The organism is Clostridium sp. (assembly GCF_047718555.1).
Classification (GTDB): domain Bacteria; phylum Bacillota; class Clostridia; order Clostridiales; family Clostridiaceae; genus Clostridium_I.
On sequence record NZ_JBDNRK010000002.1, the window covers coordinates 45,825 to 60,519 of the forward strand.

Annotated in this window: 13 protein-coding genes and 1 tRNA gene; 5 read left to right on the forward strand and 9 right to left on the reverse strand. The window is 29.1% G+C overall.

All coding sequences use genetic code 11. The features are described 5' to 3' along the window. Positions 1–37 precede the first annotated feature (37 nt). From ABF633_RS00965 to ABF633_RS00975, 3 genes are read right to left on the reverse strand one after another with little or no spacing between them, the layout of a single operon-like run. Complete coding sequence (locus tag ABF633_RS00965) at positions 38–817, reverse strand: hypothetical protein (protein WP_415521115.1); 780 nt, start codon at positions 815–817, stop codon at positions 38–40. After that, positions 817–1,512 (reverse strand): ABC transporter ATP-binding protein, encoded by a 696-nt coding sequence (locus tag ABF633_RS00970; protein ID WP_415521117.1) that lies wholly within the window; start codon positions 1,510–1,512, stop codon positions 817–819. Before ABF633_RS00970 ends, ABF633_RS00965 begins: the two co-directional genes overlap by 1 nt. Before the next feature lie 2 nt (positions 1,513–1,514). Beyond that, the gene (locus ABF633_RS00975) at positions 1,515–1,877 is read right to left on the reverse strand and encodes a GntR family transcriptional regulator (RefSeq protein WP_415521119.1); all 363 of its coding nucleotides are present in this window, start codon (positions 1,875–1,877) and stop codon (positions 1,515–1,517) included. A 139-nt stretch (positions 1,878–2,016) separates the two neighbouring features. Here ABF633_RS00975 and ABF633_RS00980 point away from each other — a divergent pair. The 5 genes from ABF633_RS00980 (at position 2,017) to ABF633_RS01000 (ending at position 6,752) form a co-directional block, all read left to right on the forward strand. After that, a tRNA-Pro gene (locus tag ABF633_RS00980) sits at positions 2,017–2,092 on the forward strand. An 895-nt stretch (positions 2,093–2,987) separates the two neighbouring features. Then, a complete protein-coding gene (locus ABF633_RS00985) occupies positions 2,988–4,340 on the forward strand; it encodes a [Fe-Fe] hydrogenase large subunit C-terminal domain-containing protein (protein ID WP_415521120.1) in 1,353 nt (450 codons plus the stop codon). Positions 4,341–4,718: 378 nt separating this feature from the next. Further along, a complete protein-coding gene (locus ABF633_RS00990; protein ID WP_015617567.1) occupies positions 4,719–5,237 on the forward strand; it encodes a phosphatase PAP2 family protein in 519 nt (172 codons plus the stop codon). 135 nt (positions 5,238–5,372) lie between these two features. Next, positions 5,373–6,026 carry an HAD family hydrolase gene (locus ABF633_RS00995; protein WP_415521123.1) on the forward strand — a complete coding sequence of 218 codons (654 nt, stop codon included), beginning with the start codon at positions 5,373–5,375 and terminating at the stop codon, positions 6,024–6,026. 291 nt (positions 6,027–6,317) lie between these two features. Next, entirely contained in the window at positions 6,318–6,752 is a 435-nt protein-coding gene (locus tag ABF633_RS01000; RefSeq protein WP_415521125.1) for a hypothetical protein, read from the forward strand. A gap of 445 nt (positions 6,753–7,197) precedes the next feature. Here ABF633_RS01000 and ABF633_RS01005 read toward each other — a convergent pair whose 3' ends face one another. The 6 genes from ABF633_RS01005 to ABF633_RS01030 form a co-directional block, all read right to left on the reverse strand. Further along, complete coding sequence (locus tag ABF633_RS01005; protein WP_415521127.1) at positions 7,198–8,754, reverse strand: ABC-F family ATP-binding cassette domain-containing protein; 1,557 nt, start codon at positions 8,752–8,754, stop codon at positions 7,198–7,200. 154 nt (positions 8,755–8,908) lie between these two features. After that, positions 8,909–9,619: a 2-phosphosulfolactate phosphatase family protein gene (locus ABF633_RS01010; RefSeq protein ID WP_415521129.1), complete on the reverse strand. Its 711-nt coding sequence runs from the start codon at positions 9,617–9,619 to the stop codon at positions 8,909–8,911. Between the two features lie 228 nt (positions 9,620–9,847). Further along, positions 9,848–10,798 carry a PucR family transcriptional regulator gene (locus ABF633_RS01015; protein ID WP_415521131.1) on the reverse strand — a complete coding sequence of 317 codons (951 nt, stop codon included), beginning with the start codon at positions 10,796–10,798 and terminating at the stop codon, positions 9,848–9,850. A 12-nt stretch (positions 10,799–10,810) separates the two neighbouring features. Continuing rightward, positions 10,811–11,920 (reverse strand): ABC transporter ATP-binding protein, encoded by a 1,110-nt coding sequence (locus tag ABF633_RS01020; protein ID WP_415521133.1) that lies wholly within the window; start codon positions 11,918–11,920, stop codon positions 10,811–10,813. 87 nt (positions 11,921–12,007) lie between these two features. Further along, positions 12,008–12,946 (reverse strand): TIGR01212 family radical SAM protein, encoded by a 939-nt coding sequence (locus ABF633_RS01025; RefSeq protein ID WP_415521135.1) that lies wholly within the window; start codon positions 12,944–12,946, stop codon positions 12,008–12,010. Between the two features lie 390 nt (positions 12,947–13,336). Next, entirely contained in the window at positions 13,337–14,572 is a 1,236-nt protein-coding gene (locus tag ABF633_RS01030) for a hypothetical protein (RefSeq protein ID WP_415521137.1), read from the reverse strand. Between the last annotated feature and the right edge of the window lie 123 nt (positions 14,573–14,695).

Here is a 14,695-nt window from a genome sequence, read left to right on the forward strand (position 1 = left end):
ATTTACCCTTTAGTCTTATTAATAATTTAATAAATATTTATAGATCTACTTTATTTTCAATTATATATGATGTTAAGAAAAACCATACCCAAAATATTACAATACCGAATATAATTGCAGATATATTAAATGCTATAATGCCACTATTAAAAAGTAAATCACTACCAGCACTGCTTATATTTACTTTAAATCCATTAATTACATTAAAAGATATTTTTTGTGGAAACAAATGTTGAAGTCCATCAGTTATAAGTCCATTAATAATCGATATTATTATAAAAACTATAAATGCTGCAAATTTTCCTCCTCTTTTTTTTGTTATTGCCATTCTTGTTAAAGATATCGCAAAATATATACCCATAAGCAAAGTAACAGCCTGTATACACATAGATATTAACGCTATTATAAATAATTTTGTTATACTTAATCCTATTCCCAAAGAGTCTAATTCCATTTGAATATTTACTTCACGTCCTATAAAATAAACTATAAATAACCCTGTTATAATGTAAATTATTATATAAAAAATTAAGGAAACTATAAGTTTAGACCCTAAAATAGAATACCCCTTTTGAGGTAAAGTATAAGTTAAGTACCCTTTATCATCATATAAATCCTGACTAAATAGATTTATACACCATATAAGCAAAACTACTCCTGCTAATCCTAGTATAAAAAAAGATAAAAATACTATTGCTGCATTAGGCCAAACTTCTAATCTGCTCATAAGGGCTAAATTTAAAATTACGGCAATTGCCACCAGTATTCCAAAGGCCTTATATTTTCCTATAAGTTCATATTTAATAAGCTTCAACATTATTGAAATACCTCCCTGTACAATTCATCTATAGATTTACTTTTTTCAACCCTAAGTTCTTCTGCATTACCCTGGAGTATGATTTTACCTTCTGAGATAAAAGCTACATCATCAAATAATCTCTCAATGTCATTTACCAAATGGGTTGTTACAAGCATGGAGGAATCCTCTCTGTAATTATCCAGAATTGCATTGAGTATCTTTTCTCTTGCAGTAGGGTCAACTCCACCTAAAGGTTCATCTAAAATATAAAGCTTTGCCTTTCTGGCAAGGGTAAGGGAAAGATTTAACTTTTCCAGCATACCCTTAGAAAGTGCTGTTACCCTGTCATTTTCATCTAAAGTCATAAACTTCAAAAGTTCCCTGCATTTATTTTCATCAAAATCCTTAAACATATCCTTATAAAACTTTACTGCATCCCTAATCTTCATCCATTTATAAAGGAAATTCACATCAGGCAAATATGCAACAACTGATTTTGTATATACTCCCGGGTTCTGTCCATCAATTTTTATTTCTCCTGAACTATGTCTTAAGACTCCAGCTGCAATTTTTATAAAGGTAGTTTTACCACTGCCATTTGGCCCTAAAAGTCCAACTATTCTCCCTAATGGTATTTCTAAATTTAATCCATTCAAACCTTTCTTTCTAAAATAAGCTTTCGTAAGATTTGACGCTTTAAGTATTGGCTCCATATTTAGCACTTCCCTTCTAATTTTTTACTCAGAATACTAAGTATCTCTTCAGGTTTATACCCTAATTTTGACATACCTTGAATAAAAGCATTTATGAAATCATCAGCCATCTCACTTTTTAATACTTTTATCTTTTCTTCATCCTCTGTAATATATCTTCCCAGCCCTCTTTGGCTATGAGCTACATTTTCTCTTTCTAGCTCTTGGTAAGCTCTTTGAACTGTATTAGGATTCACTTTTATTTGTTCAGCTAATTCTCTAACAGATGGAAGCTTCTCTCCTTTTTTCAGTTCTTCTGTAATAATTCTTTCTTTTATATAGTTCATTATTTGTATATATATTGGAATATTTTCATCGAATTTCATTATATCACCTCCAATTAACTACTGTTATACTTACATAATACACTCCACATTACTATTTGTAAATACCTATAGTTTAATAATTTTATTTTAATTTATTCTTGATTTTTCAGAAACATTTGTATATAATAATACATGTTGCCGGGGTGTGGCGCAGATGGGAGCGCGCGTGGTTTGGGACCATGAGGTCGCAGGTTCAATCCCTGTCACCCCGACCAAAAGATAATTTATAGTAAAAAGTCGATTGTATTTGCAATCGACTTTTTAATTGTGTATATTACAATTTTAATAGTCATATTCTTATACGCGGCAATCTATTAAAAAAATCTTATTCATATGATAAAATCGTAATAAACACAGCATTTATTTACCAAAATTGCTAAAATAATTGATATCTTCATATAAGTCCATATATATAATACACTTGAAATTCCTCAAGTGTATTTTGTTTTTCAAATATATAAAATTCGCATTTAACTAATATTTTATTTAAAATTATAAGTTGCAACCGTTGGTTAACAAATTGCCATTACAGCTTTATAGTCGTAAACTGCTTTTTATTATATTGTTTATCCATCGGCATGTTTTCATTTGGAAGATGTGCAATAGCATCTCATATAGCAATTGGCGGATACACAAAGGGACATATTGCAATTGGAGAGACTGTAAATGGAGTTAGAACAATCGTTATCGAAAATCATAATTTCAATTGTATAAAATCAGAGCAAATAAGATATTTAATCAATGAAGAATATCCACATTTGTGGAAACCAATTATAAACTGGATTACGTCATTTTTTAATTGATACTCTACATTGTATAACTTTCTTTATTAAAATTTCAATAGCAGAAATTTATATTAATAAATGATATAGAACTCTATCTCTATCACTTTTCTATATATTAATATATAATTAATATATAGAAAGGTATCTTTGCAACTTGTAAAACGGTGTGACAAGTATACAATATAAAGAGCAGGGTTAAAATATAGTTATTAGGCATATGAAGAAATAACACTTTAAATATGTAATTATTCCATCTTACAGTTATTTATTTATTTTTTTCAACGTAATGCCATATTCACCTAACAATTAAAAGGAGTTGATTAGCATGAAATCAGAATATAATGATTTGTTCAAGGCTTTAGTAGATGCCTATTATAAAAATGAATTTGAAGTTTTCATAAAAAAAACACTTTCAGATCCTTCTATTAATAAAGAAGAACTTTCTAATATTATCTCTTCTTTCTGTGGTGTAGAATTGAAATATACTGATAGTGACAATTACATAAAAGATTTAAAAACCGCTATAAAAAACTATAAACCTGATCATAAGATTGTGAGTAAAATTAGAGATTGTTCAATAGACTGCGCTGACGAAAATGGTCAGACTTCCTGCCAAAAATCTTGTCCTTTTGATGCCATTTTAATTGATAAGGAAAATAAAACCTCCTATATTGAAAAAGATCTCTGTACTGATTGTGGTTTATGCGTAGAAGGCTGCCCAAATGGTTCTATTTTAGACAAAGTTGAATTTATACCCCTGGCAAATCTCCTAAAAGAAAAACATCCTGTCATAGCTGCAGTGGCCCCCGCTATAACAGGGCAATTTGGAGATGATGTTACTGTAGACCAATTGAGAACTGCCTTTAAAAAAATTGGCTTTGCAGACATGATAGAAGTAGCCTTCTTTGCAGATATGTTAACCTTAAAAGAAGCTTGCGAATTTAATGCCCATGTTAAATCCAAGGATGATCTTATGATTACTTCTTGCTGCTGTCCTATGTGGGTTGGAATGTTAAAGAGAGTCTACAAGGACATGGTGAAATATGTTTCTCCTTCAGTATCCCCTATGATAGCTGCTGGTAGAGTTATGAAAGAATTGAATAACAATTGTAAAGTTGTTTTCATAGGACCTTGTATAGCTAAAAAGGCTGAAAGTAAAAATCAAGATATCTTAGGTGATATTGATTTTGTTTTAACCTTTTCTGAAGTTAAAGATATATTTGAGTCCTTGAACATAGATCCTTCAAAATTACCAGAAGATCCTTCTACAGACTATGCATCCCGTGAAGGAAGGCTATATGCACGTACGGGCGGAGTTTCTATTTCGGTAAGTGAAGCCGTAGCAAGATTATTCCCTCAGAAAAAAGATTTATTTAAAAGCGTACAGGCAAATGGAGTTAAGGAATGTAAAGATATATTAGAAAAAGCTCAAAAGGGCGAAATCCAAGCAAATTTCATAGAAGGTATGGGCTGCGTTGGTGGTTGTGTTGGCGGTCCAAAAGCACTTATTCCAAAGGAAAAGGGTAGAGAAAAGGTTAATGAATTTGCGGAAAATTCAAATGTAAAAATTTCATTAGAAAGTGACCAAATGAAAAAAATATTGAATATGCTAAATATAACTTCCGCCGAAGATTTTATGGATGAAGAAAAAATAAAAATATTTGAAAGAGAATTCTAATATTTATACTCTAGACATATTATGGAAGATCATCAATACATGTAAAATAAGTTAGGAAAATAAATCTTAACTTATTTTACATGTATTATTTAAGGACATGCCTCTATTCTCTCTCACTAATAAAAAAACTTATTCTATTTTACTTTATTACAAGTAAATCATTGTATCATATAATTATCTCTAAAATAAACTATATATTTTTATGTATAAATATGATAACATCTAAATGATAAAGTGCTGAAATCTTTATTTACAGCACTTCTGTCATTTAAATCTAAAAATTAACATAATGTTAAAGAAGATTAAACATTTATATTATAAAATAAATGTACAAATTCATTAAATATTCATAATATATTTTATAGGGTGGTGAGATTTATGAATGCTTTTTTAGATCGTATTCAAAGAAAAGATGCCTCCATACTAATGATTTTTAATAACTCAATAAAATGTAAACTACTAGATATATTAATGCCCATAATTACTTATATTGGTTCTGCCATATTTGGTATCATATTTTGTATTATATCCTTTTTTTATTTTAAAACTAAAATTTTGAGTATAGAAACCGCTACTGCACTTATAGTAAGTTCTTTAATTGCCAGATTTATAAAAGTTCATGTAAGCAGAATAAGACCTTATATAACTTTAAAAAACTTATACACCCGTAAAATAGGAATAGATAATTATTCCTTTCCTTCAGGTCATACAACTGCTGCTTTTTCAATTGGAGTTATGCTAGCCTTAAGTATACCAAGTATTGCTTTTTTTAGTATACTAACTGCCGCAGCTGTTGGGGTTTCAAGAATGTATCTAGGAGTTCATTATCCTACAGATGTCTTCGTAGGAATGTTACTGGGTACTATTACTTCTCTGTCAATATACTTTTTAATTTAATTTGTGAATACATTTTGATAGATGCATATTAAAAATGTAATTCTTTCTTAATATGCATCTATTTTCAATCCTTGCAAATAACTTTTCTTTATATTATAAAAATTTCATGCTATACTTTTGAAGAGGTGATATATTATGCTAAAAGACATTAAAGCTGCCATATTTGATATGGATGGTACTCTTATAGATTCCATGTGGGTTTGGGATTTAATTGATGTAACATACTTGAAAAGGAGAAATTTGATAATGCCTCCAAACCTTAGATCTGATATAGAACATTTAAGTTTTCTTGAGGCAGCTCAATATTTTAAAAATAAATTTAATTTACCAGATTCTTTGCAGGAAATAATGGATGAATGGAATAATATAGCATACCATGAGTACGCTCATAATGTAAAACTAAAGCCCTTTGTAAGAGAATATCTGCTTAAATTAAAATCTCTTGATATAAAATTAGGTTTAGCTACAAGTAACTGTAATCTGCTTTTGGAAACAGTATTAAAAAAACATGATATATATGATCTTTTTAATACTATAAGCACTACAGATGAAGTAAACAGAGGAAAAAATTTTCCAGATATATATCTATTAACCGCCAAAAAGCTTCAGGTCCCACCTAAAAACTGCATTGTCTTTGAAGACATATTGCCTGCTGTAATGGGTGCAAAGGCAGCTGGAATGAAAGTAATCGGAGTTCATGATTCCTATGCAGAACGTCAAAAAAAGGATATTATAGAAAGCGCGGATAAATATATCCATGGATATAAAGAATTAACAGAAGCAGTATAAAAAAATCTGTGATTTTCCTTATAAGTGAAAAATAAATTTCAAGACATTACACTATTTCTATGTGATAATGTCTATTTTATTTGGACCTAAATTGGCAAACAATCTCTATAGTTAAATATTAATCTTTCTATATCTATTTTATAAAGTTAAGAAATTAAATTCCATGAATAACTTTTTATCACTTGCTGAAACTGAAATAATAGGAATATAAGCCATTTTAAATAATATTATAATACTATGTATATGTAATTCTAAATTTTCATATAATCAAGCCCATAAGGAGAGATTATTTTGTTAATCATATTATTTTTAATACTACTAGCTATCTCTGGATATTTTATTTCACATTTTGCCACTATAACTTCAATGCAAAAAAAACAAATAATGCTTCTCGTAAGACAAAATAGTACCCTTAAAGATAAAGTCAATAGGCAAACTTTAATACTTGACAAAATTACTATATATTATAGTGTTCCAAAATATAACTGTGGTGTTGTAGCTAATTCCTCCAATCTTTACATTGCTCCAATAAAAAAATATGGTATACTTTGTAAATTGAATTCTAATAAGGAAGTTGAAATATTAGATTCTGCAAAAATTGATAATAAAATATGGTATGAAGTAAAATTTAAATCTCAAAATAGCCTTAACAATAAAGGCTGGATAGAAGCGGAAAATATAATGATTTTTGAAAATAACCTTATTAAAAATACCAATAATAATTAAAGGGCATACTCAATCCTGATAAGCCCTCTAATTCTAAATTATTTTTATTATCAAATAAAAACCACTTTAGATGTTTTGATCTGCACCATATTCTCCATACTATACTATTCTATTACAGCATTTTAATCCTCTAGCAAAGAATATATAGTATGTTGCTCATTTTGGGAATAACTCTACGCTTAAATCATTTTACAAAGTATCAATCTTTTTTATTTGTCTTTTTACTATGTTTAGTTCCAGAATTATTTGCTTTCTTTTCCTTTTCTTGTTGACTTCCACAAGAAGAATCATGCTTTTCACTCATAGTCTTTATCCCTCCTAAAATAAAAATTTAATCGTAATATTACACTAATATTTTCTTCAATTTACGAATTATAATACTATGAATTTAATGACAAAAATAAAAAGAGCCAGTTTAAATAAACTGACTGCTTTTCTAGATCTATTACACTATTTTAGTCGTCCACTCTTCGCAATTCCATATATCAGTAACTACATCTTGGTAAAACTCTGGTTCATGGCAAACCAATAGTATACTTCCCTTATACTCCTTTAAAGCTCTTTTTAATTCTTCCTTAGCTTCAACATCTAGGTGGTTAGTTGGCTCGTCCAATACCAATATATTTGTTTCTCTATTAATAAGTTTGCAAAGTCTAACTTTTGCCTGTTCTCCACCACTTAAAACTGTAATCTTACTTTCTATGTGCTTGGTAGTAAGTCCACATTTAGCTAGTGCAGCTCTAACCTCATACTGAGTAAAGCTTTGAAATTCATTCCATACTTCTTCTATGCAGGTATTATAATTAGCCTTTTTTATCTCTTGTTCAAAATATCCTATCTGCTGATAATCTCCTAAGGTAACAGATCCTGAAATTGCAGGAATTTCTCCTAATAGACTTTTTAGTAATGTAGTTTTTCCTAGTCCATTAGCTCCTACCAATGCAATTTTCTGCCCTCTTTCCATCTTTAAATTAAGAGCTTTTGATAATGGCGTATCATAACCTATTTTTAAATTATCCGTTTCAAAAATGAGTTTTCCAGATGTTTTACCAACCTTAAAATTAAACTCCGGCTTTGGTTTTTCCTGAGTTAATTCGATCATTTCCATTTTATCTAATTTTTTCTGTCTTGCCTTTGCCATACCTGTAGTTGCAACTCTAGCTTTATTTCTTGCAACAAAATCCTTTAATTTGGCTACTTCAGCTTGTTGCCTCTCATAGGCTGCCTCTAACTGTTTCTTATTAGCCTCATATACTCTCATGAAATCATCATAATTTCCTGCATATCTATTTAATTTTCTATTTTCCACATGATATATGAGATTAATTACACTATTCAAGAATGGAATATCATGAGAAATTAATATAAATGCATTCTCGTAAGCTTCTAAATATCTCCTTAGCCATTCTACATGCTTCTCATCAAGGTAATTTGTAGGCTCATCTAAAAGCAGTATATCTGGATTCTCCAGTAGTAATTTTGCCAACAATACCTTAGTTCTCTGTCCTCCACTTAAATCTGTTACATCTCTATCTAATCCCACATCTGTAAGTCCTAACCCCTTTGCTACTTCCTCTACCTTTGCATCTATCATATAAAATCCATTATTGTCCAGCACATCCTGTATGGTTCCCATTTTCTCAAGCAGCTTTTCCAAGGTATCTTCATCTGCCTCAGCCATTTTTTCTGTTACATTCATAAGTTCAGCTTCAAGATCAAATAAATATTTAAAGGCTCCTTTTAATACATCTCTTATACTTTGGCCCTTCTGAAGTTGTGCGTGCTGATCCATATATCCTACTCTTACATTATTGGACCATTCTACTTTCCCCTCATCAGGCATAAGTTTTCCAGTTATTATGTTCATAAAGGTAGACTTACCCTCACCATTAGCTCCTATGAGTCCTATATGCTCCCCTTTTAACAACCTAAAGGAAACATCTTCAAATATTGCTCTATCTCCAAAACCATGATTAATATTTTTTACTGTAAGAATACTCATATTTTCCTCCAAAATTTATAATAAAATATATCAACATATTCAATTGTTATTATTTAAAATATGTCTAAATTACTCTTCCACAATAAACAGTTTAAATTAGCTTTGTAGCTATGTCAAAAGAAATTTTTATCCATAACAGCAAAATTTTTAATCATCATTTCTTTGTAATTATTCCATCTTTACACTCTGGTACCGAATCTATTATATCTTTCTGACAGCAATACTCTAAGTCTTCATGGAGACCAAGCTCTTCTATTTTTTTATAATGATTTGCATATTTTATGAAACTCTTTATATCTTTATTGTTTTCATATATGTACAAGGCCGTAGTGGCAATATCGGATAATTTTACTTCACATTCTCTTTTTAATATACTTATAATATATCCACTACATAGAAAATCATCGATAGAAAATTCACCATTTGTACCTGAATTTACAATAACTATATCATCACCAAGTTCAATAAGTTTCTTTGTAACAGCTCTGGCATTTATCATAGCTCCAATAATTATATTTTTTGCCTTACTGCTGGCCTTTATAGCTCTAGTCCCATTAGTAGTGGTCATAACAAGAGTCTTCCCCCTAACTTTCTCTTTGTTATACTCTAATGGAGAATTTGAGAAATCAAAGCCTTGTATCTTTAAAGCATCTCTTTCTCCTCCAAGCATATATATTTTTCTGTCCTTTTCCGCTATTTCTACCGCCTCATCTACTGTAAGAACGGGAATTACCTTTTTACATCCATTGTTAATAGCAGTTACAATTACAGATGTGGCTCTTAAAATATCTATAACCACCACTGATTTGTTAAATATTTTCTTTTCCTTAATATCATCTGCAGATATTATTATATCAACTTTCATTTTTTCCTCCTTGTATAATTTAGTTTTATATGTAGATTATACTCTATACTATGATTAAATCACAAAAATCTGTAAATTAATTTCCATAGACATATTCATAGTTATATTGAAAATAATAAAACACTATGGAAATCAATTATATGAATTTCATAGTGTTTTTTGTAATTATATAAATTTAGTTATTATAGCTCTCGCCAACAAAATAACTTTTCCAACAGACATTTCTTTTTATTTGTTATTACTTTCTCTCCATACTAGAAAAGCTATTACAAAGACAGTAGCATCTTTAAAATTCTTTATGTCAAAACCTGTTTCTTTTTCAATTTTGCTTAATCTATAAATAAGAGTATTTCTATGAACGTATAATTTTCTAGCGGCATCTGTTATATTCAGTCCACAATTAAAAAATTCCTCTATAGTATTTATAATTTCATAATCAAATTCATCAAATTTTTCTTTGAAATTATTTAGAATACTATTCTTAAGATTGGAATCTAAATTATAAACCATTTTTTCAAAAAGTAATTTATTATAGTCCAATATATCTTCTTTTAAAGAATATATATTACCAAATAACATAGCTTGCTTACTTTCACTATACGCCTCTATTATTTCATATTTATTATGAGCAACAGTACCAAAGCTTATCTTGCATTTTAAAAATAAATTTGAATTTATAGCTTCCTTTACAGATTTAGCATGCTCATTAACTTCTGGGAAATTTCCTATTAGTATAATTTTATTTTCATTTATTATACTAATTACATCCTGCTCTTTATAAATTTGTTTAATCAAATTCAATGCTTCCTGTATATTTTTATCTACACTTACTAGCAATAAAAAACAACCCTCTGATAAAAATGGAATGCTGCTAGATACCATATCATTAGATACATTTCTTGCCTCTAATATATCTATAAGTATCTGTTCTTCCGTCAAATATAATTCCTTATATTTATTTTCAATAGTATATTTTAATAATTTGGCACAAACTTGAAATTTATTTTCTAGATTAATTCTTGCTCTATTTTTGCATATATATATGGGAACAGATATCATATTAGAATTTTCCACAAAGGCATTGCTTTCAAATATGACACTACCATCTTCATAGGTGATATTAAAATCTATTTTAGTATCACTACTTAACTCTTGTAGAAAATTCTTAAATTGTTCCATAAATTGCGCCCCCTAAATTACAGTTTGCTCTGTTTCCTTATCAAAAACATGTATTTTATTATTGTTGAAAGCTATTCTTATAGTATCTCCAATTCTTGACTTTGTACTGCCATCTACTTTTGCAGTAAAATTGGCTTTACCTTTAGTTAAATACAGATAAGTTTCAGCTCCCATAAGCTCTGTTACTGTAACTTTAGCTTCAATAACCGAATCATTATGCTTCTCAATAAATTCTTCGTTATCATCTATGTTTTCTGGTCTTATACCCATAACTACATCTTTTCCTATATAGCCTTTTTCTTTAAGAATCTTACTATGTTCTTCATTTAATGGAATTGTATCCTCTTCAAATTTTAAAGTTATTTTACCATTATTATCTAATACTTTTACATCAATAAAATTCATCTGAGGACTTCCTATAAATCCAGCTACAAAAATATTTACAGGATGATTATATAAATGCTGAGGTGTGTCTACCTGTTGAATTATACCATCCTTCATAACTACTATTCTGGTTCCCAAAGTCATGGCTTCAGTTTGGTCATGGGTAACATATATAAATGTAGTCTCAAGCTTCTTATGAAGCTTTGCTATTTCTGTTCTCATTTGAACTCTAAGCTTTGCATCAAGATTTGATAGTGGTTCATCCATAAGGAATACCTTTGGCTCTCTTACTATAGCTCTACCCATAGCTACTCTTTGTCTTTGTCCACCTGATAAAGCTTTTGGCTTTCTATCTAATAAATGTTCAATATCAAGAACTTTAGCAGCTTCTCTAACCTTAGTATCTATGACATCTTTAGGTATTTTTCTAAGTTTTAAACCAAATGCCATATTATCATAAACAGTCATATGTGGATACAATGCATAGTTTTGGAATACCATTGCTATATCTCTATCCTTTGGAGAAACATCATTTTTTAATTCTCCACCTATATATAACTCACCTTTTGAAATTTCCTCAAGTCCAGCTATCATTCTTAATGTAGTTGATTTTCCACAACCAGAAGGCCCTACAAATACAATAAACTCCTTATCCTCTATCTCCAGATTAAAATCCTTTACAGCTGTAACGTTACCTGAATAAATTTTATATATATGTTTTAATGATAAATCAGCCATTTAAAATCCCCCCAAATCATTTTATATTTATATTTTAAACCATTACATTAGCTTTATCTATTCTCAAAAATAACAAAAGTATCACATTTAATTTGTATGAAAATACAAACTTTGATAAAGCTTCTCAGATTCTAACTTATCATTAATGGCATTTAAAACTTCCCATTTTTTTATGCTCCATTGTGGTTCTATTAAAAGATTTCTAGGGGCATCTCCAGTGAGTCTGTGTATAACAATATCTTCTCTTAGCATAGTAATTGCTTTACATACAATATCAACATATTCTTCCTTGCTCATAAAATTTAATTTATGAGCCTCATATAATTTCACTAAAGGCGTATGCTTCATTAAATGCAATAGATGCATCTTTATACCCTGAATATCTTTATTAGATATGTATTTTATAGTATTTAACATATCTTCTTCATTTTCTCCCGGAAGTCCGAATATAGTATGTACAACTACATTTATATTTCTTCTTCTAAGTTTTTCAAGTGCTTTTTCAAAGGTATTCAGATTATATCCTCTATTAATTATTTTAGCCGTATTATCATTCGCCGTTTGTAGACCCAACTCTATCCAAAGATAAGTTCTATTATTGTATTCATCAAGCAACTTTAAAACCTCATCTTCAAGACAATCCGGCCTTGTAGCAATAGCTAATCCAACTACCCCTTCTTGTCTTAAAGCCTCATCATATTTATTTTTCAAGACATTAATATCTCCATAGGTATTAGTGTAAGCTTGAAAATAAGCTATATACTTACCATTTTTCCATTTTTTACTCATCATATTCTTTATATCCTGGAATTGTTTATCTATAGAAAATTTTCTATCACCTGCGAAATCTCCTGAACCTCTTTCACTACAAAAAATACATCCAATGTCACTTATAGTTCCATCCCTATTAGGGCATGAAAAACCTGCATCAAGAGATATTTTAAAAACTTTTTCTCCAAATTTTTTTTTCAGAAAACTATTCAGACTATAATAACGTTTATCATCCCATTTTAAACTTGTACCCAAATTAAATTTCCTTTCTATGGTGTATACCCAATTTCTTCTTGTACTGTATTTTAAATTTGTAATTGTGAGAAAAGAGGAACTAGAAAAAACCATTGGAGAGTTAAGAGTTGAAAGCTGAGAGTGAAGGAGATTTTTCCTCCGTTATAATATGAAAAAATAATTAAATAATTAACTTTAAAGCTTTTTCGCAGCATGGCTGAGAAAAAGTAACATTAACTATTAATTTTTAATTCATAACTCTTAACTGATTGTCAACCTTCCACTTCCCACTATCAACTTTCAACTAAGAAAAGGTTTCTTCGCACTTTTCAAATATTTCAAATTAAATTAAAATATATAGCAATTATTTTTCTCTTATTATTTTAAATCTTTTAAACCTTATTATATCATTTACTTCTTTAATTTACTTATTTCATTTTCATTTATTCTCTTAGGTTTATATTTTTTCATATCTATTTGCCAGGTTCCTATCATATCTTTTATACTACTATCATTTGTTTTTCCATTTCTTGGTGAAACATTGTAGATAAGTCCATCTTCTACAAAATTTATAATTTTTACATCTACCTTATCCATAGGGTAATTTTTTTCAAATTGAAATGATATAATTTTACCATTTTTATTTAAATATATTCTTATAGAATTTCCTAAATTAGGCTTAGAATACTGAATAGCCAAGTATCTTTCATCCTGAGAAAATACTATATTGTTTATAACTGCTCCTGGGATTATATCAATTGGCATAATATCTTTACTGATGGGTGTTTCGGGTTGTGCTTGATTTTCACCACCACCTGCAGTACCACCGCCTGCAGTACCACTAGAACTCCCTCCACCACCAGAATCAGATCCACCAGCGCCTCCCTGAGTTGCCATAGATTCATCAAAATGGACAATTTCTATAAAAGGATTATCGCCTTTTGTGGTTATTGCTTCTGTTGTCCCTCCATAAGCAAAGGTAGTAACTCCAAATTGTCCAAGTGTCACGGGTATTTTAGTAATTCTTGCTTTATCATCCTGGGTATAGTAATATTTGGGTATTCCCTGAAAATTGGTCACAAGATTTGTTTTTACATTATTCCTCAATCTAACCCTTATTTGTCTTCCACTCAATGAATTTTGATTGCTATTACTTCCATTTAACATATTTTGATTGTTATTACTTCCATTCGATGTATTTTGATTATTATTTGCATAAGTTTCAAAGCTTTCATTCTGATTTTCAATATCTACACTCTTAATTTTATAATCGTTCTTTTCTTTTATCACCTTAAAATCTTGAATTTCTAAAGATGCATAGGGTATTTTAGTATTAATTTTTGTTACTCTTACATTTATATCTGCCATACTTTGAGCCTGATTAACTTCATCAAATCTATAGCCGTTTATAATAACGTCTTGCTGGGGTTTTGTACTGTTATCCTTTTTAAAATCACTGCTATAGAACTTAGACATTTCATTGATATCATTTTTCATATTTGCTACCATATATTGGTTTACTACTTGAAAAGCTTTTTCTATATCAAATTCTTTTAGTTCACTGCTTTGTTTCACATGACTTATATTACATCCAAAGGTACTTATAAATATACAAAAACATATTATACCTGAAAATATCTTTTTCATAAAATTACCTCACTTTATAAAGAATTTTTATAATAGTTTTCCACAAAATCTAGAATTTCATTTATAAAGTTTTAATTATTTTTAAATTAAAATACTATGTTAATTTATCATATATTTATCATA

Excerpts from the sequence above, each read along its gene's own strand:
- ABF633_RS00965 (WP_415521115.1), bottom strand. The coding sequence starts at position 817 with ATGTTGAAGCTTATTAAATATGAACTTATAGGAAAATATAAGGCCTTT.
- ABF633_RS00970 (WP_415521117.1), bottom strand. The coding sequence starts at position 1,512 with ATGGAGCCAATACTTAAAGCGTCAAATCTTACGAAAGCTTATTTTAGA.
- ABF633_RS00975 (WP_415521119.1), bottom strand. The coding sequence starts at position 1,877 with ATGAAATTCGATGAAAATATTCCAATATATATACAAATAATGAACTAT.
- ABF633_RS00985 (WP_415521120.1), top strand. The coding sequence starts at position 2,988 with ATGAAATCAGAATATAATGATTTGTTCAAGGCTTTAGTAGATGCCTAT.
- ABF633_RS00990 (WP_015617567.1), top strand. The coding sequence starts at position 4,719 with ATGAATGCTTTTTTAGATCGTATTCAAAGAAAAGATGCCTCCATACTA.
- ABF633_RS00995 (WP_415521123.1), top strand. The coding sequence starts at position 5,373 with ATGCTAAAAGACATTAAAGCTGCCATATTTGATATGGATGGTACTCTT.
- ABF633_RS01005 (WP_415521127.1), bottom strand. The coding sequence starts at position 8,754 with ATGAGTATTCTTACAGTAAAAAATATTAATCATGGTTTTGGAGATAGA.
- ABF633_RS01010 (WP_415521129.1), bottom strand. The coding sequence starts at position 9,619 with ATGAAAGTTGATATAATAATATCTGCAGATGATATTAAGGAAAAGAAA.
- ABF633_RS01015 (WP_415521131.1), bottom strand. The coding sequence starts at position 10,798 with ATGGAACAATTTAAGAATTTTCTACAAGAGTTAAGTAGTGATACTAAA.
- ABF633_RS01020 (WP_415521133.1), bottom strand. The coding sequence starts at position 11,920 with ATGGCTGATTTATCATTAAAACATATATATAAAATTTATTCAGGTAAC.
- ABF633_RS01030 (WP_415521137.1), bottom strand. The coding sequence starts at position 14,572 with ATGAAAAAGATATTTTCAGGTATAATATGTTTTTGTATATTTATAAGT.